The organism is Kitasatospora sp. NPDC087271 (assembly GCF_044744605.1).
In the GTDB taxonomy this organism is placed as follows: domain Bacteria; phylum Actinomycetota; class Actinomycetes; order Streptomycetales; family Streptomycetaceae; genus Kitasatospora.
Window position 1 is genome coordinate 45,681 of the sequence record NZ_JBIUYQ010000026.1, and the last position, 24,892, is coordinate 70,572.

20 protein-coding genes are annotated in these 24,892 nt (G+C 73.7%); 18 read left to right on the top strand and 2 right to left on the bottom strand.

The window, feature by feature from the left end; translation table 11 throughout:
* The first annotated feature begins 41 nt into the window (after positions 1-41).
* From recG to mutM, 9 genes are all read left to right on the top strand, one after another.
* The gene (recG, locus tag ACIO9K_RS31650; RefSeq protein ID WP_363624914.1) at positions 42-2,258 is read left to right on the top strand and encodes an ATP-dependent DNA helicase RecG; all 2,217 of its coding nucleotides are present in this window, start codon (positions 42-44) and stop codon (positions 2,256-2,258) included.
* Between the two features lie 105 nt (positions 2,259-2,363).
* Positions 2,364-2,897 carry a hypothetical protein gene (locus ACIO9K_RS31655; RefSeq protein WP_350882941.1) on the top strand — a complete coding sequence of 178 codons (534 nt, stop codon included), beginning with the start codon at positions 2,364-2,366 and terminating at the stop codon, positions 2,895-2,897.
* 132 nt (positions 2,898-3,029) lie between these two features.
* The gene (rsmD, locus tag ACIO9K_RS31660; RefSeq protein ID WP_400335010.1) at positions 3,030-3,614 is read left to right on the top strand and encodes a 16S rRNA (guanine(966)-N(2))-methyltransferase RsmD; all 585 of its coding nucleotides are present in this window, start codon (positions 3,030-3,032) and stop codon (positions 3,612-3,614) included.
* A gap of 49 nt (positions 3,615-3,663) precedes the next feature.
* Positions 3,664-4,155, top strand: a complete 492-nt coding sequence (gene coaD, locus ACIO9K_RS31665; protein WP_350882937.1) for a pantetheine-phosphate adenylyltransferase — start codon at positions 3,664-3,666, stop codon at positions 4,153-4,155.
* A 206-nt stretch (positions 4,156-4,361) separates the two neighbouring features.
* Positions 4,362-5,570: a cell division initiation protein gene (locus ACIO9K_RS31670; protein ID WP_400335012.1), complete on the top strand. Its 1,209-nt coding sequence runs from the start codon at positions 4,362-4,364 to the stop codon at positions 5,568-5,570.
* A 172-nt stretch (positions 5,571-5,742) separates the two neighbouring features.
* Positions 5,743-6,387, top strand: a complete 645-nt coding sequence (locus ACIO9K_RS31675; RefSeq protein ID WP_063347695.1) for a DUF177 domain-containing protein — start codon at positions 5,743-5,745, stop codon at positions 6,385-6,387.
* A gap of 2 nt (positions 6,388-6,389) precedes the next feature.
* Positions 6,390-6,563: a 50S ribosomal protein L32 gene (rpmF, locus tag ACIO9K_RS31680; RefSeq protein ID WP_030056747.1), complete on the top strand. Its 174-nt coding sequence runs from the start codon at positions 6,390-6,392 to the stop codon at positions 6,561-6,563.
* Between the two features lie 20 nt (positions 6,564-6,583).
* Complete coding sequence (rnc, locus tag ACIO9K_RS31685; protein WP_400335015.1) at positions 6,584-7,375, top strand: ribonuclease III; 792 nt, start codon at positions 6,584-6,586, stop codon at positions 7,373-7,375.
* 51 nt (positions 7,376-7,426) lie between these two features.
* Positions 7,427-8,305 carry a bifunctional DNA-formamidopyrimidine glycosylase/DNA-(apurinic or apyrimidinic site) lyase gene (gene mutM / locus ACIO9K_RS31690; protein WP_363624908.1) on the top strand — a complete coding sequence of 293 codons (879 nt, stop codon included), beginning with the start codon at positions 7,427-7,429 and terminating at the stop codon, positions 8,303-8,305.
* 31 nt (positions 8,306-8,336) lie between these two features.
* Here mutM and ACIO9K_RS31695 read toward each other — a convergent pair whose 3' ends face one another.
* Positions 8,337-9,257, bottom strand: a complete 921-nt coding sequence (locus ACIO9K_RS31695) for a hypothetical protein (RefSeq protein WP_363585728.1) — start codon at positions 9,255-9,257, stop codon at positions 8,337-8,339.
* Positions 9,258-9,550: 293 nt separating this feature from the next.
* Here ACIO9K_RS31695 and ACIO9K_RS31700 point away from each other — a divergent pair, with 293 nt between their 5' ends.
* The 5 genes from ACIO9K_RS31700 to ftsY all read left to right on the top strand — a co-directional run bounded on the left by ACIO9K_RS31700 (position 9,551) and on the right by ftsY (position 17,267).
* The gene (locus ACIO9K_RS31700) at positions 9,551-10,909 is read left to right on the top strand and encodes a hypothetical protein (protein WP_363624906.1); all 1,359 of its coding nucleotides are present in this window, start codon (positions 9,551-9,553) and stop codon (positions 10,907-10,909) included.
* Positions 10,910-11,030: 121 nt separating this feature from the next.
* Positions 11,031-11,330 (top strand): acylphosphatase, encoded by a 300-nt coding sequence (locus ACIO9K_RS31705; RefSeq protein WP_350882923.1) that lies wholly within the window; start codon positions 11,031-11,033, stop codon positions 11,328-11,330.
* A gap of 402 nt (positions 11,331-11,732) precedes the next feature.
* Positions 11,733-11,936 (top strand): hypothetical protein, encoded by a 204-nt coding sequence (locus tag ACIO9K_RS31710; RefSeq protein WP_063347689.1) that lies wholly within the window; start codon positions 11,733-11,735, stop codon positions 11,934-11,936.
* 190 nt (positions 11,937-12,126) lie between these two features.
* On the top strand, positions 12,127-15,777 hold the full coding sequence (gene smc / locus ACIO9K_RS31715; RefSeq protein ID WP_400335018.1) for a chromosome segregation protein SMC: 3,651 nt from the start codon (positions 12,127-12,129) through the stop codon (positions 15,775-15,777).
* 239 nt (positions 15,778-16,016) lie between these two features.
* A complete protein-coding gene (ftsY, locus tag ACIO9K_RS31720; protein WP_363585731.1) occupies positions 16,017-17,267 on the top strand; it encodes a signal recognition particle-docking protein FtsY in 1,251 nt (416 codons plus the stop codon).
* A gap of 159 nt (positions 17,268-17,426) precedes the next feature.
* Here the strand turns inward: ftsY and ACIO9K_RS31725 are convergent, their stop codons facing one another.
* Positions 17,427-18,104 (bottom strand): bifunctional DNA primase/polymerase, encoded by a 678-nt coding sequence (locus ACIO9K_RS31725; RefSeq protein WP_363585732.1) that lies wholly within the window; start codon positions 18,102-18,104, stop codon positions 17,427-17,429.
* 604 nt (positions 18,105-18,708) lie between these two features.
* Between ACIO9K_RS31725 and ACIO9K_RS31730 the strand changes: the two genes are divergently transcribed.
* The 4 genes from ACIO9K_RS31730 (at position 18,709) to ACIO9K_RS31745 (ending at position 24,854) form a co-directional block, all read left to right on the top strand.
* Positions 18,709-20,163: a hypothetical protein gene (locus ACIO9K_RS31730; RefSeq protein WP_350882914.1), complete on the top strand. Its 1,455-nt coding sequence runs from the start codon at positions 18,709-18,711 to the stop codon at positions 20,161-20,163.
* Positions 20,164-20,472: 309 nt separating this feature from the next.
* Positions 20,473-21,909, top strand: a complete 1,437-nt coding sequence (locus ACIO9K_RS31735) for an ammonium transporter (protein WP_400335021.1) — start codon at positions 20,473-20,475, stop codon at positions 21,907-21,909.
* The gene (locus ACIO9K_RS31740; protein WP_063347683.1) at positions 21,906-22,244 is read left to right on the top strand and encodes a P-II family nitrogen regulator; all 339 of its coding nucleotides are present in this window, start codon (positions 21,906-21,908) and stop codon (positions 22,242-22,244) included. The genes ACIO9K_RS31735 and ACIO9K_RS31740 overlap by 4 nt, the downstream gene beginning before the upstream one ends.
* Positions 22,245-22,430: 186 nt before the next feature.
* Positions 22,431-24,854, top strand: a complete 2,424-nt coding sequence (locus ACIO9K_RS31745; RefSeq protein ID WP_400335023.1) for a [protein-PII] uridylyltransferase — start codon at positions 22,431-22,433, stop codon at positions 24,852-24,854.
* Positions 24,855-24,892: the final 38 nt, after the last annotated feature.

Sequence of the window (24,892 nt, forward strand, 5' to 3'; positions counted from 1 at the left end):
GGAGCCCGGAATGTCGGCCCCGTGGTGTAAACAGGGGCCTGATGGGCGCTCTCGATGAACCACTGACCAAACTCGTCGGCGACCGCACCGCGAAGGTGCTCGCCGACAGCCTCAAGCTGCGCACGGTCGGGGACCTGCTGCACCACTATCCGCGCCGCTACGTCGAACGCGGCCAGCTCACCAGCCTGGACGAGCTGGAGATCGACGAGCACGTCACCGTGCTGGCCCGGATCGAGAAGGTCACCCTGATCCCGTTCCGCGGCCGCAAGGGCGACCGGCTGGAGGTCGTCGTCACCGACGGCCGCAGTCGGCTCTCGCTGGTCTTCTTCAACCAGGGCTGGCGGCAGAAGGAGCTCAAGTCCGGCGCTCAGGGCCTGTTCGCGGGCAAGGTCGGCGTCTTCAACCGCAGCCGCCAGCTGGTCTCGCCGGACTACCAGCTGCTCGACGAGGAGGCCGGGTCGGACGCCGCCCGGCAGTTCGCCGGCCGGCTGATCCCGGTCTACGGCGCCAGCGCGCAGATGCCCAGCTGGAAGCTGTCGATCTGCGTCGAGACGGCCCTCACCAAGCACCTGGGCGACGTCGGCGAGCCACTGCCCGCCGAACTGCGCGAGCGGCACGGGCTGATCCCGCTGCCCGAGGCGCTGGAGCTGATCCACCGCCCGCGCGGCCAGGCCGACCGCGAGCTCGCCCAGAGCCGGCTGCGCTGGGACGAGGCCTTCGTCCTCCAGGTCGCCCTGGCCCAGCGCCGGGCCGCCGAGTCCGCGCTGCCCGCCGTCCCGCGCAGGGCCCGCGCGGGCGGCCTGCTGGACGCCTTCGACGCCCGGCTGCCGTTCACCCTCACCGAGGGCCAGCAGAAGGTGTCCGCCGAGATCGCCGCCGATCTCGCGAGCGAGCACCCGATGCACCGGCTGCTCCAGGGCGAGGTCGGCTCCGGCAAGACCCTGGTCGCGCTGCGCGCCATGCTCGCCGTGGTCGACGCGGGCGGCCAGGCCGTGCTGCTCGCGCCCACCGAGGTGCTGGCCCAGCAGCACCACCGCTCGATCGTCGAGATGATGGGCGACCTGGCGGAGGGCGGCATGCTCGGCGGCTCCGACCTCGGCACCCGGGTGGTGCTGCTGACCGGCTCCATGGGCGTCCCGGCCCGCCGCCAGGCGCTGCTCGACATGGCCTGCGGAGACGCGGGCATCGCCATCGGCACCCACGCGCTGATCGAGGACAAGGTCCAGTTCCAGGACCTCGGCCTGGTCGTGGTCGACGAGCAGCACCGCTTCGGCGTCGAACAGCGGGACGCCCTGCGCGCCAAGGGCGAACAGCCGCCGCACCTGCTGGTGATGACCGCCACCCCGATCCCGCGCACCGTCGCGATGACCGTCTTCGGGGACTTGGAGACCTCCGTCCTCGACCAGCTGCCGGCCGGCCGCTCGCCGATCTCCACCCACGTCGTCCCCGCGCTGGAGAAGCCCAACTTCCTCACCCGGGCCTGGGAGCGCGTACGCGAGGAGGTCGCCAAGGGCCACCAGGCGTACGTGGTCTGCCCCCGGATCGGGGACGAGGAGCCCGCCGCCGAGCCGAAGAAGAAGCGGAAGGCGGCCGAGGAGGACCTGGAGGACGTCTCCGACGCCGGTGCCGGGAGCGACGAACGGCGGCCCCCGCTCTCGGTGGTGGAGACTGCCGGGAAGCTGGTCGGGGGGCCGTTGCAGGGCCTGCGGGTGGAGATCCTGCACGGCCGGCTGGCCCCGGAGGCCAAGGACGAGGTGATGCGCCGCTTCACGGCCGGCGAGGTGGACGTGCTGGTCGCCACCACCGTCATCGAGGTCGGCGTCAACGTCCCCAACTCCACCGCGATGGTCATCATGGACGCCGACCGCTTCGGTGTCTCCCAGCTCCACCAACTGCGCGGCCGGGTCGGCCGCGGCAGCGCCGCGGGCCTGTGCCTGCTGGTCAGCGACATGCCCGCGGGCAGCGCCGCCCGGGCCCGGCTGGACGCGGTGGCCGGCACCCTGGACGGCTTCGAGCTGTCCCGGATCGACCTCGAACAGCGCCGCGAGGGCGACGTGCTGGGCCAGGCGCAGTCCGGGGTGAAGTCCTCGCTCAAGGTGCTCTCGGTGCTGGAGGACGAGGAGGTCATCCTCACCGCCCGGACGGAGGCCACCCGGCTGGTCGCCGAGGACCGCGAGCTGACCGCCCACCCGGAGCTGCGCACCGCGCTGGAGAGCCTGCTCGACGAGGACCGCGCGGCCTACATGGAGAAGGGCTGAGCGGCCGCCGCCGACCCCGGAATTGTCAGACCCCCGCGAGAGAATGAAGGTGTTCAGGGCGCACCCCCAAGGTGCGTACCTGGCACGACATTTGGGGGTCCTGCCATGGCATTCCGTCATCTCAACGAGCTCCCGCTGGGCGACAAGGTCTTCCGGATCGAACTCGCCAGCGACGACGACCGCGAGGTCACCCTCACCCTGACCGGCTGGCGCGAGGGGGCGGCCGCCCAGCCGCTCGCCTCGGGCAAGCTCCGCCTGCCGGTCGAGGACGTCGCCTCGCTGCGGATCGCGCTCAACCGCGCGCTGCGGGCGCTGGCGATCGTCGCCGACGTCTCCGAGCCCATCCCCGACCGTGACGTGCTGCGCGAGCTGTACCCCGGCCACGGCGCCCCCTGGGTCCCGCAGCACGAGGAGGAGCTGGTCCGGCGCTTCCACGACGGCGAGACCGTCGCCCGGATCGCCGCCCGCTTCGGCCGCACCCCCGACTCCGTCCGCACCAAGCTGCGCGAGCTCGGGCACGACCCGCGCCGCCCCGAGTTCTGCCCGCCCGACGGCTGCCTGTCCTGGTCCCGCTACGCCTCGCCGGCGCTGCTCGGCGCGGCCGCCCCGGCCCCGCCGGCGGGCTCCGAGGCGAGCTGAGACGCGCCCCGGGGCCGGCTGAGGCGGGCTCCGGGGCGGGCTGAGCCGTGCCCCGGGGGCCCCACCGATCCGTCGGTGGGGCCTCGACCCGTATAGCGTGGTCGGGCAGCGACGAAAGGACCTTCCCCCACCATGACCCGCGTGATCGCCGGGCTGGCCGGCGGCCGCCGGCTGGCCGTACCGCCAGGCCGGGGCACCCGCCCGACCTCCGACAAGGCCCGTGAGGCGATGTTCTCCACCCTGGAGGCGCTGCGCGGCACCCTGCACGGGACCCGGATGCTCGACCTGTTCGGTGGATCGGGCGCGGTCGGCCTGGAGGCGCTGTCGCGCGGCGCCGAGCACGTCCTGCTGGTCGAGGCGGACGGCCAGGCGGCCCGGGTGATCCGGGAGAACGTCCGCACGATCGGCCTGCCGGGCGTGGAGGTGAAGGCCGCCAGGGCCGAGCAGGTGATCGCGGGCCCGCCCCCGCAGACCCCGTACGACCTGGTCTTCCTCGACCCGCCGTACGCCGTGACGGACGACGAACTGCGCGAGATGCTGATCACACTCCTGGCCGGGGGCTGGCTCGCGGAGGACGCACTCGTCACCGTGGAGCGCAGCACCCGTGGCGGCGACTTCGGCTGGCCCGAGGGCTTCGAGGTGCTGCGCTCGCGCCGCTACGGCGAGGGCACGCTCTGGTACGGTCGCGCCGCCGCCGAGACCAGCCAGCACGAGTAGCGGGCCGAGGCCCGCAGCAGCCGTCACCCCACGAGGGAGCACCCACGCCATGCGCCGCGCCGTCTGTCCCGGTTCGTTCGACCCGATCACCAACGGTCATCTCGACATCATCGGGCGGGCCTCGAAGCTGTACGACGTCGTGCACGTCACGGTCCTGATCAACCGCAACAAGCAGGGCATGTTCAGCGTCGAGGAGCGGATGGACCTGATCGAGGAGGTCACCGCGGACTTCGGCAACGTGGTGGTCGAGTCGTACCACGGCCTGCTGGTGGACTTCTGCCGGGAGCGCGGGATCCCCGCGATCATCAAGGGCCTGCGCGCGGTCAGCGACTTCGACTACGAGTTGCAGATGGCCCAGATGAACCACGGCCTGTCCGGGGTGGAGACGCTGTTCGTGCCGACCTCCCCGACGTACAGCTTCCTCTCCTCGACGCTGGTCAAGGAGGTCGCCTCGTACGGCGGGGACGTCTCCCACCTGCTGCCGGAGACGGTGCACCGGCGGCTGGTCGAGCGGATCGCGGAGCGCAGGGCCCAGCAGTAGGCGGGAGCGTCGGCATCGTGGGGCGGGCGTCCCTTTCTGCTGGTTCGTCATGACTTGTCCGATGCCCGGTCGACCGGTTCGGCTCGGGCGTTGTGACCTCGCCGCGCGGTGGCCGTACAGTCTGTATTCCTGCCCCTGCGGTGAGGTTCACCGCGTCGGGCCTGCCTCCGCCGGACCGTCGGCGGCACACGGAAAGACGAAGCCCCGTGGACGTGCAGAACAAGGTCGACGAGATCGTCGCGGCGGTCGAGAACGCCCGTTCGATGCCGATGTCGGCCTCCTGCGTGGTGAACCGGGCCGAACTGATCGGCCTGCTCAACGCCCTCAAGGCGGAGCTGCCCGCCGAACTCGCCCAGGCCCAGTCGATGATGGCCGACCACGAGCAGGTGGTGGCCGGGGCCCAGGCCGAGGCCGACCGGATCATCCAGGGTGCGCACGCCGAGCGCGGCTCGCTGATCTCGGACACCGAGGTGGTCCGCCGGGCCCAGGCCGAGGCCGACCGGATCCTCGCCGAGGCCCGTGGCGAGATCGAGGCCAAGCGTGCCGAGGCCGACGACTACGTGGACAGCAAGCTCGCCAACTTCGAGGTCGTGCTGACCAAGACGCTCGGCGCCGTCGGCCGCGGCCGGACCAAGCTGCGCGGTGACTCCAGCGTCTTCGAGACCGAGTTCGACGGCGAGACGGACGGCGAGGAGTTCCAGCCGCAGCGGATCACCCCCAGCCCCGAGGTCGACGAGTACGTCGATGTGAAGCTCGCCACGCTGGAGAACGTCCTCAGCGCCACCCTGGAGGCCGTTGGCAAGGGCCGCGACAAGCTGCTCGGCAAGCGGCCGATCGACGAGCTGGGCGCCTACCTGGCCGCCGCCGACGAGGCGCAGCAGGCCAAGGAACGCGCCGAGGCGGTGGCCGCCGGCTTCGCCACCGATGCCGAAGCCAACGGCGACGACATCGCCTGGTACCGCGAGGACGTCCCGCAGCAGCAGACCTGGCCGGAGCAGACCCCGGCCGCGGTGGGCTGGCAGGCCCCCGGCGTCGACCAGTACGCGGCCGCCCAGCAGCAGGGCGGGCAGCAGCAGGGGCAGTACGCCGAGGTGTACGCCGGCGGCTACGACCCGGCCGGCCAGGGCGACCCGTACGGTGCCCAGTGGGGGCACCAGCAGCAGGGCGCCGCGGACGGCTACCCGCAGCAGCACCCGGACTACGCGGCCCAGCAGCAGCACGGGGACTACGGCTATCCGCAACAGCAGCAGCCGGGTTACGGCGCGCAGCAGTACGACGCCTACACCTACCCGCAGCAGCCCGCCGCCCCGCCGGCGGTGCCGCAACAGCAGCAGCAGCCGGGTCTGGACGAGACCAGCTTCTTCGACACCAGCATGATCGACATGACCCGGCTCCGGGAGCTGGGCGGTCGCTGAGCCGGCCCCGCGCGGGCCCGGCGGAAGCTCCTGACGGGAGCGAAGTTGGGCCTGGCGGGAGACTCCGGTAGGCTGACCACTCCGGCCTTTTCGTGTCGGACTGTCGGCTTGCCCGCGCACCGTTGGTGCGGTGGCACCGCGATCGAAGATTCCCCATGGAAGTCAGGACACCTTGAACCGCCTCGACCACCGCGACCCCCTCGTGTTCGACACGCACGAGCTGGGACGTCGCCCGGGCTCGCTGCGCAAGGTGTCCCGCACCCTGGAGGCCCCCGCGGGCCTGGGGATCATCGACGTGATCGGCGTCCCCGAGAAGAGCGAGCTCCGGCTGGAGCTCCGCCTGGAGTCCGTGGTCGAGGGCGTGCTGGTCACCGGCACCGCCGAGGCCCAGGTCGAGGGCGAGTGCGCCCGGTGCCTGGAGCCCGTCGAGGACGACCTCGACGTCGACTTCCAGGAGCTGTACTACTACCCGGAGTCCGACGAGCGTCACCGCGCCCGGACCGCCGGGGCCGAGGACCTCGACGAGGACTCGGAAGAAGATACTTACCGCCTGGAGGGCGACTTCTTCGACCTCCAGCCGGTGCTGCGTGACGCGGTGGTGCTCGCACTGCCGCTGCAGCCGGTGTGCCAGGAAGACTGCCTGGGTCTGTGCTCCGAGTGCGGAGCGCGCCTGAGCGACGACCCGACGCACCACCACGACGCCGCCGACCCCCGGTGGGCGGCTCTGCAGGGACTCTCCGCCGCCCCCGGCGACGAGGGTGACGGGATCAAGAACAGCGACACCCGTGAGGGTCTCGCCGAGAACCAGGAGAAGTAGCCGTGGCTGTTCCGAAGCGGAAGATGTCGCGCAGCAACACGCGCCACCGTCGGTCCAACTGGAAGGCCGTTGTTCCGGCCCTCGTGGCGTGCGACCGCTGCCACGAGCCGAAGCTGGGTCACATCGCGTGCCCGAGCTGCGGCACGTACAACCGTCGCCAGGTCCTCTCGGTCTGATCGGCGGGGTGCACGGATCGATGTCGGACGGTAACTCCACCCGCAAGGCGTCCTCCGCCCCGAAGGGTTCCTCTTCGGGCGGTGGCAAGGCCGGTGGGCCGGCTTCGACCGAATACGACGTCCTGGAAGGGCGCCTCGGGTACACGCTCGAGCGCGCCCTTCTGGTGCGTGCCCTGACCCACCGCTCGTACGCGTACGAGAACGGGGGTCTGCCCACCAACGAGCGCCTGGAGTTCCTCGGCGACTCGGTGCTGGGCCTCGTGGTGACCGACACCCTCTACCGCGTCCACCCGGACGTGCCGGAGGGCACGCTCGCCAAGCTGCGCGCCGCGGTGGTGAACTCCCGCGCGCTCGCGGACGTCGGCCGGGGCCTGGAACTCGGCACGTTCATCCGGCTCGGCAAGGGCGAGGAGGGCACCGGCGGCCGCGACAAGTCGTCGATCCTCGCCGACACGGTCGAGGCCGTGATCGGGGCCGTCTACCTGGACCAGGGTCTGGAAGCGGCCACCGAGTTCGTCCACCGGCTGTTCGACCCGCTGATCGAGGAGTCCTCCCAGCTGGGCGCCGGCCTGGACTGGAAGACCAGCCTCCAGGAGCTCACCGCCTCGGTGGGCATCGGGGTGCCCGAGTACGTGGTCATGGAATCCGGTCCGGACCACGAGAAGACCTTCACCGCGGCGGCCCGGGTGGCCGGCGAGGACTTCGGCAGCGGCGTCGGCCGCTCGAAGAAGGAGGCCGAGCAGAAGGCCGCCGAGAGCGCCTGGCGGGCGATCAAGGAGAAGTACGCCGACCGGCTGCCCGCCGGGGCGTGAGGGAGCAGTAGCCTTCCTCCTGCTGATCCCTTCCGCAGGAGGCCTGTTCCCGTGCCCGAACTTCCCGAGGTCGAGGTCGTCCGCCGCGGTCTGGCGAACTGGGTCGCCGGGCGGACCGTCGCCGACGTCCAGGTGCTGCACCCGCGCGCGGTGCGCCGCCAGCCCGCCGGCGCCGCCGACTTCGCCGCCCGGCTGACCGGCACCACCCTCGGCACCGCGCAGCGGCGCGGCAAGTACCTGTGGGTGCCGCTGGCGGGGTCCGGCACGGGCTTCTCGCTGATCGGCCACCTCGGCATGAGCGGCCAACTCCTCGTCCAGGACCCGTCCGTACCCGACGAGACGCACCTGCGGGTGCGGCTGCGGTTCACCGACGGCGGGCGCGAACTGCGCTTCGTCGACCAGCGGACCTTCGGCGGCCTCGCGGTCGAGGAGGCCGAGGACGGCGACCCGGAGGGCACGCCGCTCTCCATCGCGCACATCGCCCGCGACCCGCTCGACCCGCGCTTCGACGACACCGCCTTCGCGGCCGCGCTGCGGGCCAAGCGCACCACCGTGAAGCGGGCGCTGCTCGACCAGACGCTGATCAGCGGGGTCGGCAACATCTACGCCGACGAGGCGCTCTGGCGCTCCCGGCTGCACTACGACCGCCCGACCGCGACGCTCACCCGCCCGCAGGCCGCCGAACTGCTGGCGAACGCCCGCGAGGTGATGACGGCGGCGCTCGCCGTCGGCGGCACCAGCTTCGACAGCCTGTACGTCAACGTGAACGGCGAGAGCGGCTACTTCTCCCGCGACCTCGACGCGTACGGCCGCGAGCACGAGCCCTGCCGCCGCTGTGGCACCCCGATCCGGCGGGCCGCCTGGATGAACCGCTCCAGCTACTTCTGCCCCCGCTGCCAGCGGGTGCCGCGGGCCCGCAGCGGGGGCTGACAGCGAGGGCCGGAAGCGGGGGCCGGGGAGCTCAGTGCTTGGCGAGTTCCGGCTGGTCGGCGGCCGCCTCGCCGGGGGAGCCGTGGGTGTCCTGGCCGAAGTAGGCGACCCCGACCGCGGACACCACCGCGAGCAGGAAGCCGACCACGCCGAGCCAGCCCAGGCCGGACTTGGAGGAGTCGCCGAGCCAGAGCACGCCGATCGCGCCGGGCAGCACCGTCTCGCCGACCACCAGCGCCGCCGTCGCGCCGTTCACCGAGCCGATCTGCAGCGCCACGGTGTGCACGTACATGCCGCCGAGGCCGCCGACCAGGATCGCGTACAGCGCCGGGTCGGAGAGCAGCTTGGCGACGTCGAACGGGTCGATGCCGTTCAGGATGCGCACGCCGACGCCCAGCGCGCCGAAGCCCAGGCCGGAGAGCAGGCCGGCGACGATCGCGCCCTTGGAGCCCATCCGCCGCACCAGCAGGCCGCCGCCGACCAGCAGCACGGTGGTGACCAGCAGCAGGCCCCAGTGGAAGGACATCGACGCGTGGTGGCCGCCCTCCGGGCCGGCCGAGACGGCCAGCAGCACCAGCGCCGAGCAGAGCACGCCGATCGAGGCCCACTCCAGCTGCTTGAGCCGGATGCCGAGCAGCTTGATGCTCAGCACCGCGGTGATCACCAGGTTGGCGCTGATGATGGTCTGCGAGAGGAACAGCGGCAGCAGCCGCGCGGCCAGCGCGCCCAGCCCGAAGCCGATCAGGTCGAGCACCGTGCCGACGATGAACTCCCAGGTGACGGCGGCCTTCGCGGTGGAGGACAGGCTCGGCCCGCCGTGCTCGGTGGTGGCGCCGGCGGCGCCCTTGGCGGCCTCCTCGCGCGCGGAACGGCGGGATCCGACGGCCTGGAGGACTGAGCCGGTGCCGTAGCAGGCGGATGCCGCCACGGCGGTGACGAGGCCGATGATCACCGGGTGCTCCGATCGGGAGATGGGTCAAGAACAGGTAATGGGACCAGTGGTCCGGGACCACTATGCCCGTCCGCGCGGTACGGTCGGCGCACCGCCCGGAACACCCTGGGCCCGCCGGGACGTACGTCCGGGCGCCGGCCGCGGTTCCCGCGCACCGCCCGCATCAGGGGCGAGTGGGGGAAACATCATCCCCGAGGAGGGGTGCGGCCCCGGCGGTCGGCGGGGAATCCTGTCACTACCAGTATGCGAAGGGTATGCCGTGCCTCGACGCCCGTCGGGGTAGCGTCGAGGGCATGAGAACCCTTGCACGACGTTCCCGGGGCGCCGGGCCGCTTGCCCTGGTGGCGGCGCTGCTGGGGCTGCTGCTCCTGCTCGCACCGGCGGCCTCGGCCGCGGGCGGCCTGGACGACGCGGCCTCCACCCTGAAGCAGGGGCGGGTCTACGTCGACCCGGCGATGACCGGCCGATTCAGCCAGAGCCAGGCCGACGCCCTGACCGAGAAGATCAAGAAGGCCGACAAGCCGATCTTCGTCGCGGTCGTCCCGGCCAGCGCCCCCTACGGCGAGCGGACCGTCTTCAACGACCTGCGCACCAAGGTCGGCATCGACGGTGCCTACGCGATCTGGCGCGGTGACCAGTTCGCGGCCAAGGCAGACCGCGGCGCGATGTCGCAGGGCAGCGCCGAGCGGATCGCCGGCGCCGCCTTCCGCTCCCACAACGGCGACATCGACGCCACCCTGAACGAGTTCGTCGACAGCGCCGCCCCGCAGGCCAAGGGCACCGGGGTGAACCACAGCACCTCGATCGCCTGGGTGGTCATCCCGGTCGTGCTGCTCGCGCTGGCCGGCGCCGGCGTCTTCCTCCTCTTCCGCCGCGCCAAGACGCGCAAGGAGGAGCAGGCCCGGGCCGAGCTGGAGCAGCTGCGCCGGGTGGTCGACGAGGACATCACCGCCTTCGGCGAGGAACTGGACCGGCTCGACTTCAACCCGGCCGCGACCGACGCCGACGACACCCAGCGCACCGACTACACCCACGCCCTGGACTCGTACGAGAAGGCCAAGCGGCTGATGGACGAGGCCAAGCGGCCGGACGACGTCAAGCCGGTCACCGAGGCACTGGAGGACGGCCGGTTCGCGCTGGCCACCCTGGCCGCCCGGCGGGAGAAGCGCCCGGTGCCCGAGCGCCGTCCCCCGTGCTTCTTCGACCCGCGCCACGGCCCGTCGGTCAAGGACGTCGACTGGGCCCCGGCCGACGGCGCCGCCCGCACCGTCCCGGTCTGCCGGTCCGACGCGGACCGGCTGGCCTCCGGCCTCGACCCGGCCATCCGCACCGTCGAGACCGAGCACGGCCCGCAGCCGTACTGGAACGCCGGCCCGGCCTACGCCCCCTGGGCGGGCGGCTACTTCGGCGGATTCGGCGGCGGCCTGCTGCCGGGCCTGCTGGTCGGTACCATGCTCGGCTCGATGATCAGCAGCCCGGCCTACGCCGCGGCGCCGATGATGGACCAGGGTTACCAGGACCAGCACGAGGGCGGCGACTTCACCGGCGCCGACTTCAACTCCTCCGACTTCAGCGGCGGCTTCGGCGACGGCGGCGGATTCGGTGGCGGGGACTTCGGTGGCGGCGGGGACTTCGGCGGCGGCGACTGGTGACCCGCTGAGCTCCACCGCGACACCCCTGCGGCCCCGCCGGACTTCCTCCGGCGGGGCCGCTCCGCGTGGTCGACGGCCCCGTGGACCTGTGACCGTCCGTCGCGTTGGTTAGGCTCGGGGCATGCACGGTCGCGACGCCCACAGTGAGGAACCGGTCCGGGTGACCGCCTGGGTCCGGGGGAAGGTCCAGCAGGTCGGGTTCCGCTGGTGGACCAGGGCACGGGCGCTGGAGACCGGCCTGACCGGCTACGCGAGCAACCTCGGGGACGGCCGGGTGCAGGTGGTCGCCGAGGGCCTGGCCGCCGACTGCGAACTGCTGCTGGACCTGCTGCGCGGCCCGGACACCCCGGGCGAGGTCAGCGGCGTCACCGAGATCTGGACGGCCGTGGGCCCCGGCTACGAGGGCTTCGAGATCCGCTGAGCCCGGCCACACCCGCGCGGGCCGGAACTGATCCGCAACTGCTGGTGTCATGCGGTTGCCATTCGGGCAGACTCGTGGTTGACTCCGCATCGAACGATGATCCACGAGCAGCTGGTGGACCCGGCCCGAGGCCCCCAGGCGTGACGACACCGCCAGGCAGGTGACAGGGTCGCGGTAGCGTGCGGTGATCGTGTTGACCCTTTCCGTCTTTGGTGAGACGCTGGAAACCCGCGCACACGACCGCGTTTTCCCGGCAGGCGTCTGCCCTCGTGAGCCCAGCTCACGATGGTTGTGCCGTAAGTGCCCAGCCAGCACTACCGGTGACGCGCCGCGCGTGCGTCCCCCTTCCCCCTAGACCTGTACCGTTCCGGTTCGGTCACTCAGCGTGGAGGACCATTCATCATGGCAAAGGCGCTTCTCGGGTACGTCGGCGGCCCCGACCCGCGAATGCTCTCCGAGATGCGACGGCTTCAGCAGCGCGTCCAGGACCTTGAATCCGAGCTCCTTCGGATGCAGGCCGAGAACGACGCGCTCGCCGCTGTCGCTGACGGGCACTCGCTGCTCAACAGCATCGATCTGGATCAGCGGGAGCCGGCTCTCACCTGAGTCCCGCCCGGTCCTCGCAGATCGACGCCGCTGTGCACTGAGCCGCTCCGAAAGGGACGCAGCTTGCAAGGGACGCCCGGTTGTGGCGTCCCTTCGTCGTGTCCGGGCCCGGGGCTCGCGGCCCGCCGGGGATACAGTCGCCGTTGACGACAGGCCCTGGGCCCTGGCGAGCGACGAGGAGACCGGCCGCGTGCACCTGAAGAGTCTGACGCTGCGCGGGTTCAAGTCCTTCGCCTCCAGCACCACCCTGCGCTTCGAGCCCGGCATCACCTGCGTGGTCGGCCCGAACGGCTCCGGCAAGTCGAACGTCGTCGACGCGCTGTCCTGGGTGATGGGGGAGCAGGGCGCCAAGTCGCTGCGCGGCGGCAAGATGGAGGACGTCATCTTCGCCGGGACCAGCGGGCGCGCCCCGCTCGGCCGGGCCGAGGTCAGCCTCACCATCGACAACGCCGACGGCGCCCTGCCGATCGACTACTCCGAGGTGACCATCACCCGGACCATGTTCCGCAACGGCGGCAGCGAGTACGCGCTCAACGGCGAGACCTGCCGCCTGCTGGACATCCAGGAGCTCCTCTCCGACTCCGGCATCGGCCGCGAGATGCACGTCATCGTCGGCCAGGGCCAGCTGGACTCCGTCCTGCACGCCGACCCGATGGGCCGCCGCGCCTTCATCGAGGAGGCGGCCGGCGTCCTCAAGCACCGCAAGCGCAAGGAGAAGGCGCTGCGGAAACTGGACGCGATGCAGGTCAACCTCAACCGCGTCCAGGACCTGGTGGCCGAACTGCGCCGCCAGCTGGGACCGCTCGGCCGGCAGGCCAGGATCGCCCGCCGCGCCGCCGGCATCCAGGCCGACCTGCGCGACGCCCGGCTGCGGCTGCTCGCCGACGACCTGCTGGCCCTCCGGCAGGCCGTCGAGGCCGAGATCGCCGACGAGCTGGCACTGCGGCTGCGCCGCACCACCGTCGAGCAGGAGCTGGCCGGTGTCGTCCAGCGCGAGGCCGTGCTGGAGGCGCAGGTCCAGCAGCTCGGCCCGAGCCTGGAGGCCGCCCGGCAGACCTGGTACCGGCTCTCCGCGCTCGCCGAGCGCACCCGCGGCACCATCGGGCTGGCCGAGGCCCGCGCCCGGCACGCCGCCTCGGGCGGGCAGGCTGAGGAGCGGCGCGGCCGCGATCCCGAGGAACTGGAGCGGGAGGCCGCGCGGGTCCGCGAGGACGAGGCCGCGCTGGCCGAGGCGCTGGAGGAGGCGCAGTACGCGCTGGCCGAGGCGGTCGAACGCAGGAGTGGACTGGAGCGCGGGCTGGCCACCGAGGAGCGCCGGCTGCGGGACGCCGCCCGGGCCGTCGCGGACCGCCGGGAGGGCCTGGCCCGGTTGCAGGGGCAGGCCGCCGCCGCCCGCTCCAAGGCGGCCTCCGCCGAAGCCGAGATCGGCCGGCTGACCGAGGCCGGCGGCGAGGCGCTGCTGCGGGCCGAGGCCGCGCAGGCCGAGTACGAGGAGCTCCAGCGGCAGGTCGGCGGCCCCGCCGGGGAGGACGAGCGGGCCGAGGCCGCCCACCAGGAGGCCCGGGAGCGGCTCGCCGCCGTCGAACGCGACCTCGCCGCCGCCCGGGAGTCGGCCGGCGCCGCCGAGCGCGAACGGGCCGGGCTCACCGCGCGGCACGAGGCGCTCTCCCTCGGACTGCGCCGCAAGGACGGCACCGGCGCCCTGCTCGACGCGGGGGAGCGGCTGAGCGGACTGCGGGGCCCCGCGGCCGCGCTGCTGCGGATCGCCCCCGGGTACGAGGTGCCGGTGGCGGCGGCGCTCGGCGCGGCCGCCGACGCGGTCGCCGTCGACTCGCCCGGCACCGCCGCCGAGGCGCTGCGGCTGCTGCGTGCCGAGGACGCCGGCCGGGCCGCGCTGCTGATCGAGGGTGCCGGCCGGGCCGCGCTGCCGATCGGGGGTGCCGGTGAACCGCTCGCCGGCGTCGGAGAGTTGCCGGAAGGAGCCCGCTGGGCCGCCGAACTCGTCGACGGGCCGGCCGGGTTGGTCGGTGCCGTGCGGGGCCTGCTGGCCCGGGTGGCGGTCGTCGACACCCTCGACGAGGCGCTGCGGCTGGTCGCCGACCACCCCGGGCTGACCGCCGTCACCGCCGCCGGGGACCGGCTCGGCGCCGACTTCGCGCAGGGCGGCTCCGACGGTGTGCCGAGCCTGCTGGAGATCCGGGCGGCGGTCGAGGAGACCGCCCGGGCGATCGCCGAACTCGCCCTCCGTTGCACCGAGTCGGCCGGACGCCTGGCCGAACTCGCCGAGCAGCGAAGTGAGTCGGCCGCCGCCGTGGAGCAACTAGCCGAGCAGCGGCGGCGGCAGGAGAAGGAGCGCGCCCAGGTGGCGGGCACGCTCGGCCGCCTCGGCGGGCAGGCCAGGGCCGCCGCCGGCGAGGCCGAGCGGCTGTCCGCCGCCGCCGCGCGGGCCGACCAGGGTCTGGAGGAACTCCTCGCCACCGCAGAGGAGTTGGCCGAACGCCTGGCCGCGGCTGAGGACTCGCAGGACGCCGGAGAGGACGAGCCGGACACCGCCGAGCAGCAACGGCTGGCCGAGGCCGCCACCGGCTCCCGGCAGGCCGAGCTGGAGGCCAGGCTCGCGGTGCGCACCCACGAGGAGCGGGTCCGCGCGCTCGCCGGCCGGGCGGACCAGCTGGACCGGGCCGCCCGCGCCGAGCGCGAGGCGCGCGCTCGGGCCGCCGAGCGCCGTCGACGCGCCGAGCACGACGCCGGGGTGGCGAACGCCGTCGCGGCGGGCGCCCGACAGCTGCTGGCCTGCCTGGAGGTGTCGCTGTCCCGCGCGGACGCCGGGCGGGCGGCGGTCGAGCAGGCGCGCGCCGAGCGCGAGACCGAACTGCGGGCGCACCGCGAGCACGGCCGCGGTCTCAAGGAGGAACTGGACAAACTGGTCGACGCCGGCCACCGGGACGAGGTGCTGCGGGCCGAGAAGCGGCTGCGGATCGAGCAGCTGGAGGCCCGGGCGCTGGAGGAGTTCGGCATCGACGGCGGCGAACTGCTCGCCACCTACGGGCCGGACCAGCCCGTCCCGCCGTCGACCCCGGAAGAAGGACGGGAGCCGGGCGAGCCGCGCCCGTACGACCGGGCCGAGCAGGAGAAGCGGCTCAGGGCGGCCGAGAAGGCGTACCAGCAACTGGGCAAGGTCAACCCGCTGGCGCTGGAGGAGTTCGCGGCGCTGGAGGAGCGCCACCAGTTCCTCGGGGAGCAACTGGACGACCTCAAGCGCAGCCGGCGTGACCTGCTGGACATCGTCCGGGAGGTGGACGAACGGGTCGAGCAGCTGTTCGCCTCGGCGTACCACGACACCGCCGCCCAGTTCGAGGGCGTCTTCGCCCGGCTGTTCCCCGGCGGCGAGGGGCGGCTGGTGCTGACCGACCCCGACCACATGCTCACCACCGGCGTCGAGGTGGAGGCTCGCCCGCCGGGCAAGAAGGTCAAGCGGCTGTCGCTGCTGTCCGGCGGCGAGCGCTCGCTGACCGCGGTGGCACTGCTGGTGGCGATCTTCAAGGCCAGGCCCAGTCCGTTCTACGTGATGGACGAGGTGGAGGCGGCGCTCGACGAGACCAACCTGCGCCGGCTGGTCGGGATCATGGAGGAGCTGCGGGAGAGCTCCCAGCTGATCGTGATCACCCACCAGAAGCTGACCATGGAGTCCGCGGACGCCCTCTACGGCGTGACCATGAAGGGCGACGGCATCTCGCAGGTGATCAGCCAGCGGCTGCGCGAGGGGCACCGGGAGCGGAGGGCGAGCCCGATGCCTCCTCGGCGGCGCGAGGAGGCTGTTGTCTCCGGGCCGACAGACTGATCCACCGGCCTGGCCCGGGCAGATGCTCCCGGACGCTCCGATCACGGATACTGGAGCGGTTGTGACTCCTCCCCCTCGCTCGCGAGGGGGCTTCTCGTTCAGCCGTTTGACGACCTCATGACGGCCAAGCCCTGACCGGTGCCGCACGGCACAGCGGTCAGCGTAAGGGAGGCGGCGACGCTCCGTGCGTCGGTGACCGAAGGATCACTCTGTCGTGGGATCCCGAGAAGGAGATTTATGTGGAATACGTGATCCTTGCCGTAGTCATCGCCGTGGTCGCCATCGGCGCGATCGCCGGCCTCGTCGTTTCCGGCAGACGACGCCAGCAACTGCCCCCGAAGTCGCAGTCGCCGGTCATCACGGCGCCGCCGACCACCCCGCAGGAGCCCCAGGTCGGCGAGGAGGCCGCGCCGCCGACCGAGGAGCCCCGCCGCACCGTCGAGGAGGTGCAGCTCCCCGAGACCGAGGCTCCGACCGAAGCCTCGACCGGAGCCCCGGCCACGGCCCCGACCGAGGTCGAGGTCGAGGCCGCCGAGGCCGAGACGGCACCCGCCGTCGAGGTCCCCGAGCCCACCGCGGGCCGACTGGTCCGGCTGCGCTCCCGGCTCTCCCGCTCGCAGAACTCGCTCGGCAAGGGACTGCTCTCGCTGCTCTCCCGCGAGCACCTGGACGAGGACACCTGGGAGGAGATCGAGGAGACCCTGCTGACGGCCGACGTCGGCGTGGCCCCCACCCAGGAGCTGGTCGAGCGGCTGCGCACCCGGGTGAAGGTGCTCGGCACCCGGACGCCCGACGAACTGCGCGCGCTGCTGCGCGAGGAGCTCGTCGAGCTGATCGGCAAGGACTCCGACCGCACCGTCCGCTCCACCAAGCACGCGGAGGGGCCGGCCGTGGTCCTGGTGGTCGGCGTCAACGGCGTCGGCAAGACCACCACCACCGGCAAGCTCGCCCGCGTCCTGGTCGCCGACGGCCGCAAGGTGGTGCTCGGCGCCGCCGACACCTTCCGGGCCGCCGCCGCCGACCAGCTGCAGACCTGGGGCGAGCGGGTCGGTGCGCGCACCGTGCGCGGCCCGGAGGGCGGTGACCCGGCCTCGATCGCGTTCGACGCGGTCAAGGAGGGCATCGCCGAGGGCGCCGACACCGTGCTGGTGGACACCGCCGGCCGGCTGCACACCAAGACCGGCCTGATGGACGAGCTGGGCAAGGTCAAGCGGGTCGTCGAGAAGCACGGCCCGGTGGACGAGGTGCTGCTGGTGCTGGACGCCACCACCGGCCAGAACGGCCTGATCCAGGCCCGGGTGTTTGCCGAGGTGGTCGACATCACCGGCATCGTGCTGACCAAGCTGGACGGCACCGCCAAGGGCGGCATCGTGGTCGCGGTCCAGCGCGATCTGGGCGTGCCGGTCAAGCTGGTCGGCCTGGGCGAGGGTGCGGACGACCTGGCGCCGTTCGAGCCGGGCGCGTTCGTGGACGCGCTGATCGGGGACTGAGGCCCCGTACGCACGAAGGGTCCGCTCCGCGAGGGGCGGGCCCTTTCGCGTTGCCGCCCGGGGGCCGGCGGGGTGCCCGGGACCGGAGGACCGTGCCGAGGCAAAGGAGCGCGCCGAGCTGGAGGGGCGCACGCCGAGACGTGCGGGGCGCGCGGAGGCCTACGAGGCGAGCCAGGCAGGTTCGGCGGTGCGCTCGCGGCCGCGGTGGCAGGCGTAGGCGAGGGTGCCGAGCAGCAGCCGGGCCTCGGGCGGGCAGCCGGCGTTGTCGCGGGTGGGGCGGCGCAGCCAGCGGACCGGGCCGAGCGCGCCGAGCACGGTGGGCGGGGCGGCGACGTAGCTGCCCTCGCCGTGGCAGGTGAGGTCGAGCGCGGCGTCGTCCCAGCCCATCCGGTAGAGCAGGTCGGGCAGCCGGCGGGCGGCGCCGGCGGCGACCAGGAACTGCAGCCGGCCGGTGGGCGGGGCGAGCACCGGGCCGACCTGGGTGCCCATCCGCTCCAGCCGGACCAGCGCCTGTAGTCCGGCCTGCTCGGGGACGTCCAGGACGTCGAAGGCGCGGCCGGTGGGGAACAGCACCGAGCCCCCGGCGCCCGCTTCCCGGGACCGGTCCTCGCCGCCCGGTACGGGATGCAGGCCGGGCGCGGCGCAGCGGTCGGAGCCGCAGGGACAGCGGGTCGGGGCGGTGGCGGAGCCGGCCGGGGCGCCGGTGGCGACCGTCCAGCCCCAGCGGCCGGTGTACTCCGCGGCGGCTTGGGACGCGGTGACCTTGGTGCGGCGGCGCGCGCCCAGCGGCGTCAACCGCAGGTGTCCCAGTCGAAGTTCGCCGAACAGGTTGTCCATGCCTCCCCCAACAGGTTCCCGTCGCCGATGGTTACGGGATGGTGACTGTGTGTTGATTGTCCGTTGCGTGGTGCGTTGTGCGGTGGCGGCGTGCAGCGCCCGGTGTGCGCCTGTCGTGGTGGTGCGCCTCGGGCGCCGCCTTGTGGCTGGCGGCACCGATGCCGGATCGTGGGGTGGGCGAGGCGGCCGCCGATCAGGGTGGGCGTCGAACTCGCCTGTGACTGCGGTGGGTTGCCGGGGCTGCCGGGTTTCGCCGGAGGCCTTGGCGGCCCGCATGTGCCGGGCCGTCGGACTTCCTAGTGAAGCGCGTGGGCCGTGGCTTCGGTTCACTCGTGGGGGTGGCGAAAGGTGGCGTTTCGCCAGGGCCGCTCCCGTGGGCGCCGCGCGGGGCATTACGTTCAGCACACGGACGTCATCGTGGAATCGACTCCGGTCCGCCAGGGCGCGGGAGTTGGGAATCTGACGGTCCGTCCGTAACGATGGCACACCAGTGCGAGAGCGTGGTACGGCGACACCTCAGGCACGGTACGTCTGGCAAGGGCCCGAAACCGTCGGGCGTCACGATCGGGGCCCCGAGGGGGCCGGGCGGGATGGGGACGTTCCCATGGCAGAGAAGCAACCCAACGAGAAGCTGACCACCTGGTTCGCCCGCAGCGGCTGGTCCAAGGGCGAGTTGGCCCGTCAGGTCAACCGCCGGGCCCGGCAGATCGGTGCCCACCACGTGTCCACCGACACCTCGCGGGTGCGCCGATGGCTCGACGGCGAACAGCCCCGCGAGCCGATTCCCAAGATCATGTCGGAGCTCTTCTCCGAGCGCTTCGGCTCGGTGGTCTCGATCGAGGACCTCGGCCTGCGCGCCGCGATCCCGGTCTCCACCGTGGGCGGCGGCGTCGACCTGCCGTGGAGCGCGCCGCAGACCGTCCAGCTGATCAGCGACTACTCCCGCAGCGACCTGATGCTCAACCGCCGGGGCTTCCTCGGCACCTCGCTCGCGCTGACCGCCGGCGCCGCGCTGATCGAGCCGATGCAGCGCTGGCTCACCCCCGGCCCGACCGGCGCCCCCACCCCGATCCTCGCCGCGGCCAACGGCGGCGACCCGTTCACCGGCCGGCTGTCCGAGCCCGAGCTCGAACTGCTGGAGCAGACCACGGTCATGTTCCGGCAGTGGGACGCGCAGAACGGCGGCGGGCTGCGCCGCAAGGCCGTCGTCGGCCAGCTCCACGAGGTCACCGACCTGCTCCAGGAGACGTACAACGAGAACACCACCCGGCGGCTGTTCCGGCTCACCGCCGAACTCGCCCACCTGGCCGGGTGGATGTCGTACGACGTCGGGATGCACCCGAGCGCGCAGAAGTACTACGTGCTGGCCCTGCACGCCGCCAAGGAGGCCGGGGACCGCCCGTTCGGCGCACTCATCCTCACCGACATGAGCCGCCAGATGATCCACCTCAACCGGGGCGAGGACGCCCTGGAACTGATCCACCTGGCGCAGTACGGCAGCCGGGACACCGCCAGCGCGCGCCAGCAGTCCCTGCTGTACGCGATGGAGGCGCGCGCCTACGCCACCATCGGCGAGGTGAACCGCTGCGCCCGGGCCGTCCGGCTGGCCGAGGACACCTTCACCGACATCCGCGAGGGGGAGGAGGAGCCGGACTGGCTGAAGTTCTTCTCGCCGGCCGAGCTGAACGCCGAGAACGCGCACTCCTTCCGTGACCTCGCGTACCACTCCGACAACGCCCAGCTGTACGCCTCGATGTCCGCGCCGGTGATGGAGCGCGCGGTCGACCTGTTCCGCCAGGACGGCGACCACGTGCGCTCGTACGCCTTCAACCTGATCGGCATGGCCAGCGTCCACCTGTTGCAGCGGGAGGCCGAGCAGGCCGCGGTGATGGCCGAGCAGGCGGTGGACATCGCCACCAAGGTGCGCTCGGAGCGGCTGAACTCCCGGGTCCGCAAGACCACCGAGGCCGCGGCCGCCCGGTTCAAGGGCGTGGACGCGGTGAGCCGGCTCAAGGAGCGCGTCGTCCAGGACATCCCCGAGTACGTCTCGGTGGTCTGAGCACCCCGAGCCCGTGGGCCGCGGATCCGGCCCGAGGACCCCGCCGACCGTGACGGCCGCCGCCGTCACGGTCGGTGGCCGTCGTGCCACCGGCCGTCCCGTTCGGCGGCACGGTAACCCGTTCGGCCCTGCGGCACGGCCGCCGTTCACGAAGGCGTAACCCACGCGTCGTACGCGTCACGGCCGCGAAACAACGGGCCGCACCGGCCGAAACCAGCCTTCGGCACTCTCCTCTTCATCGCCGACACCCCGGGTGGCACGGGACGGGTAATCCGGGTTTGGATCGGCTTCCACGCAGAGGAGACGCCGATGCCGGACGGCTTCAGCGCGGGCGACACCGCCTTCGTGCTCATCAGTGCGGCCCTGGTCATGGTGATGACCCCGGGCCTGGCCTTCTTCTACGGGGGCATGGTCAGGGCCAAGAGCACCCTGAACATGCTGGCGATGAGCTTCCTCTCGCTCGGCATCGTCAGCGTGCTCTGGGTCCTCTACGGGTACTCGCTCAGCTTCGGACCCGACTCCTTCGCCGGCCTCATCGGCAACCTGGACTTCCTCGGGATGCGCGGCATCGGCCTGAACGACCTCACCGGGACCATCCCGGTCACCGCGTTCGCCACCTTCCAGCTGATGTTCGCGATCATCACCCCGGCGCTGATCAGCGGCGCGATCGCGGACCGGGCCAAGTTCGGCGCCTGGGGCCTGTTCATCGCGCTCTGGGTGACCGTCGTCTACTTCCCGGTCGCGCACTGGGTGTTCTTCTTCGACGGCGGCCACGGCGGCTGGCTGGGCGACCGCAACGGCGTGATCGACTTCGCCGGCGGCACGGCCGTGCACATCAACGCGGGCGTGGCCGGCCTCGCGCTCTGCCTGGTGCTGGGCAAGCGGGTCGGCTTCAAGAAGGACCCGATGCGCCCGCACAGCCTGCCGCTGGTGATGCTCGGCTCCGGGCTGCTGTGGTTCGGCTGGTTCGGCTTCAACGCGGGCTCGGCGCTGGCCGCCAACGGCGTCGCCGCGATGGCGATGGTCAACACCCAGGTCGCCACCGGTGCGGCGCTGGTCGGCTGGCTGGTCTACGAGAAGCTCAGGCACGGCGCGTTCACCACGCTGGGCGCCGCCTCCGGCGCGGTGGCCGGCCTGGTCGCGATCACCCCGGCCTGCGGCTCGGTCAGCCCGCTGGGCGCGGTGGCGATCGGCCTGGTCGCCGGCGCGGTCTGCGCCGCCGCGGTCGGCCTCAAGTACCGCCTCGGCTTCGACGACTCGCTCGACGTGGTCGGCGTGCACGCGGTGGGCGGCGCGATCGGCTCGTTGCTGATCGGCCTGTTCGCCACCGGCGGGGTCGGCCAGACCGCCAAGGGCCTGTTCTACGGCGGCGGGCCGGCGCAGCTCGGCAAGCAGGCGATGGGCGTGGCCGTGGTCGCCGCGTACTCCTTCGTCCTCTCCTGGCTGCTGGCGAAGGCGATCGACAGGACGGTCGGCTTCCGGGTCGCCGAGGAGGTCGAGGTGGGCGGCATCGACCAGGCCGAACACGCCGAGTCCGCCTACGATTTCAGCGCGGTGGGCGCGGGCCTGGCGCGGGCCCTGCCGGGCCTGGTCGGCGCCGCGGCGGCCGCGAGGTCCGCGGAGAGGCCCGCCGCCGGGAAGGCCGCCGCCGAGCCCTCCGCCGAGCCAGCCGCCACGGCCGCTGGGAAGGCCGCAGACAGGACCACCGCCGAGCCCACCGAGAAGACCGAGGTCGACGCCCGATGAAGCTCATCACCGCCGTGATCAAGCCGTACCGCCTGGACGAGGTGAAGGCCGCCCTACAGGCCTTCGGGGTGCACGGCCTGACCGTCACCGAGGCCAGCGGCTACGGCCGCCAGCGCGGCCACACCGAGGTCTACCGGGGCGCCGAGTACACCGTGGACCTGGTCCCCAAGGTCAGAATCGAGGTGCTGGTCGAGGACGAGGACGCCGACGAGCTGATCGAGGTCCTGGTGAAGGCCGCCCGGACCGGCAAGATCGGCGACGGCAAGGTCTGGAGCGTCCCGGTCGACACCGCCGTCCGGGTCCGGACCGGAGAGCGCGGGCCGGACGCCCTCTGAGGGCCCTTCGCCGAGGGCCCTGAACCGTAGGACGCGCCGCAGGCGGGCCCGCCGTCCCCGAGGGGTCGCGGGTCCGCCGACGGCGCATCGGCGCCAGGCCGCCCGGGCCGTCCGCAGATCTCCCATCGGCCGCCCGCAGGCCGTCCGGCGCCGCCCGCTCAACCGCACGACGGACGGGACCACGCCATGACCACCGAGACCAGCCCTTCCGACTACGGCGCCGCCCGGGCCGCGCTGCTCGCCGGCCCCGGCCCGGCCGGGCGGCCCCGCCGCGCGGCTCTCGCCCGGCTCACCGACGACTGGCTGGCCGGTCTGCTCGCGGCCGCCGGCGGCCCGCCCGGCGTCGCGCTGGTCGCGGTCGGCGGCTACGGGCGCGGCGAGCTGTCCCCGCGCAGCGACCTCGACGTCCTGCTGCTGCACGACGGCCGGCTCGACCCCGACCTGCCCGAGCGGATCTGGTACCCGGTCTGGGACGCGGGCGCCGCGCTCGACCACTCGGTGCGCACCGTCGCCGAGGCCCGGTCCGTCGCCGCCGCCGACCTCAAGGCCCAGCTCGGCCTGCTGGACGCCCGCCACCTCGCCGGGGACCAGGAGCTCACCGCCGCCCTGCGCTCCGCCGTGCTCACCGACTGGCGCGCGAGCGCCCCCGCGCGCCTGCCGGAACTGCGCGACCTCGGGCGGGAGCGGGCCGAGCGGCACGGCGAGCTGTCGTTCCTGCTGGAGCCCGACCTCAAGGAGGCCCGCGGCGGCCTGCGCGACGCCGTCGCGCTCAACGCCGTCGCCGCCACCTGGCTCGCCGACGCCCCCCGGGACGGCCTGGACGCCGCCGCGCTGCGGCTCGCCGACGTCCGCGACGCGCTGCACCTGGCCACCGGCCGGGCCACCGAGCGGCTCGGCCTCCAGGACCAGGACCAGGTCGCCGAACGGCTCGGCGTGCTGGACGCCGACACCCTGCTGCGCCAGGTCTACGAGGCCGCCCGCACCGTCGCCTACGCGAGTGACGTCACCTGGCGGGCGGTGGAGCGGGTGCTCGCCGCCCGGTCCGGCCGGGGCCGCCGGACCGCCCGGCTGGCCTTCCCGTTCACCGGCGCCGGGCGCGGCGCGGGCGCGGTGGCCCGGGGCGCGGTCGCGCGCCGGCCGCTCGCCGAGGGCGTGGTCGAGCAGGACGGCGAGGCGGTGCTCGCCCAGGGCGCCCGCCCAGCCGCCGACCCGGTGCTGCCGCTGCGCGCCGCGGCCGCCGCCGCGCAGAACGGGCTCACCGTCTCGTACGCGACGGTGCGTCGGCTGGCCGCCGAGTGCCGCCCGCTGCCGGTGCCCTGGCCGGACGAGGCGCGCGAGCAACTGGTCACCCTGCTGGGCGCGGGCGAGGCGGCCGTCCCGGTGTGGGAGGCGCTGGAGGCGGAGGGACTCGTCACCCGGCTGCTGCCGGACTGGGAGCGGGTGCGCTGCCGCCCGCAGCGCAACGCCGTGCACCGCTGGACGGTGGACCGGCACCTGGTGGAGACGGCGGTGCGGGCCGCGGCGATGGCCCGCCGGGTGGCCCGGCCGGACCTCCTGCTGGTCGCCGCGCTGCTGCACGACATCGGCAAGGGCTGGCCCGGCGACCACAGCGAGGCCGGCGAGGTCATCGTCCGGGACGTCGCCGCCCGGATGGGCTTCGGCCCCGAGGACACCGAGACCCTGGCGGTGCTGGTCCGCCACCACCTGACGCTGGTCGACACCGCGACCCGACGGGACCCGGACGACCCGGCCACCGTCGAGGCGATCACCAAGGTGGTCGGCACCGCGGCCCAGCTGGAGCTGCTGCACGTGCTCACCGAGGCGGACGCGCTGGCCACCGGCCCGGCCGCGTGGAGCGGCTGGCGGGCCTCGCTGGTGGACGGCCTGGCGGCCCGGGTCGCCGCCCGGCTGGCCGGCGCCTACGCCGCGCCCGTGGAGGCCGCGCCGACCGCCGGGCAGGAACGGCTCGCGGTGGAGGCCGCCCGGACCGGCGGGCCCGCCCTGTCGCTGCTGGCGCGCTCCGAGGGGGCGGAGCCGGGCGCCGAGCCGATGGGCGTCGAGCTGACCCTGGCCGTCCCGGACCGGCCCGGACTGCTCGGCACCGTCGCCGGGGTGCTCGCGCTGCACCGGCTGGCCGTCCGCTCGGCCGGTCTGCGCGAGCTGGACCCGATCGGCGCCGGCCCGGTGCTGCTGCTGTCCTGGCGGGTGGCCGCCGAGTTCGGCGAGCTGCCGGAGGCCGCCCGGCTACGGGCCGACCTGCGCCGGGCGCTGGACGGCTCGCTGGACGTCGCGCGCCGGCTGGCCGAGCGGGACGCCGCCGCCCCGCGCCGCCGGGGCATCCCCACCCCGCCGCCGGTGGTCGCGGTGGCGCCGGCGGTGGCCTCGGCGACCGCGACCGTCCTGGAGGTCCGCGCGCACGACGCGCCGGGGCTGCTGCACCGGATCGGCCGGGCGCTGGACGGGGCGGGCGTGCGGGTGCGGACGGCGCACGTCTCGACGCTGGGCGCGGAGGCCGTCGACTCCTTCTACCTGACCGACGGGGAGGGGCGCCCGCTCTCCGCCGGGCGGGCCGGGGAGGTGGCGGCGGCGGTCCGGGCGGCGCTGGGCTGAGCCGCGCCGGGGGCCTTCGGGGCTCGCCGGGGTGCGGT

Coding starts and splice junctions, on each gene's coding strand:
- coaD (WP_350882937.1), top strand. CDS start 3,664: ATGCGCCGCGCCGTCTGTCCCGGTTCGTTCGACCCGATCACCAACGGT.
- rnc (WP_400335015.1), top strand. CDS start 6,584: ATGTCGGACGGTAACTCCACCCGCAAGGCGTCCTCCGCCCCGAAGGGT.
- ACIO9K_RS31745 (WP_400335023.1), top strand. CDS start 22,431: ATGACCACCGAGACCAGCCCTTCCGACTACGGCGCCGCCCGGGCCGCG.
- ACIO9K_RS31735 (WP_400335021.1), top strand. CDS start 20,473: ATGCCGGACGGCTTCAGCGCGGGCGACACCGCCTTCGTGCTCATCAGT.
- ACIO9K_RS31730 (WP_350882914.1), top strand. CDS start 18,709: ATGGCAGAGAAGCAACCCAACGAGAAGCTGACCACCTGGTTCGCCCGC.
- ACIO9K_RS31725 (WP_363585732.1), bottom strand. CDS start 18,104: ATGGACAACCTGTTCGGCGAACTTCGACTGGGACACCTGCGGTTGACG.
- ACIO9K_RS31700 (WP_363624906.1), top strand. CDS start 9,551: ATGAGAACCCTTGCACGACGTTCCCGGGGCGCCGGGCCGCTTGCCCTG.
- ACIO9K_RS31740 (WP_063347683.1), top strand. CDS start 21,906: ATGAAGCTCATCACCGCCGTGATCAAGCCGTACCGCCTGGACGAGGTG.
- ACIO9K_RS31705 (WP_350882923.1), top strand. CDS start 11,031: ATGCACGGTCGCGACGCCCACAGTGAGGAACCGGTCCGGGTGACCGCC.
- ACIO9K_RS31655 (WP_350882941.1), top strand. CDS start 2,364: ATGGCATTCCGTCATCTCAACGAGCTCCCGCTGGGCGACAAGGTCTTC.
- recG (WP_363624914.1), top strand. CDS start 42: ATGGGCGCTCTCGATGAACCACTGACCAAACTCGTCGGCGACCGCACC.
- rsmD (WP_400335010.1), top strand. CDS start 3,030: ATGACCCGCGTGATCGCCGGGCTGGCCGGCGGCCGCCGGCTGGCCGTA.
- ACIO9K_RS31710 (WP_063347689.1), top strand. CDS start 11,733: ATGGCAAAGGCGCTTCTCGGGTACGTCGGCGGCCCCGACCCGCGAATG.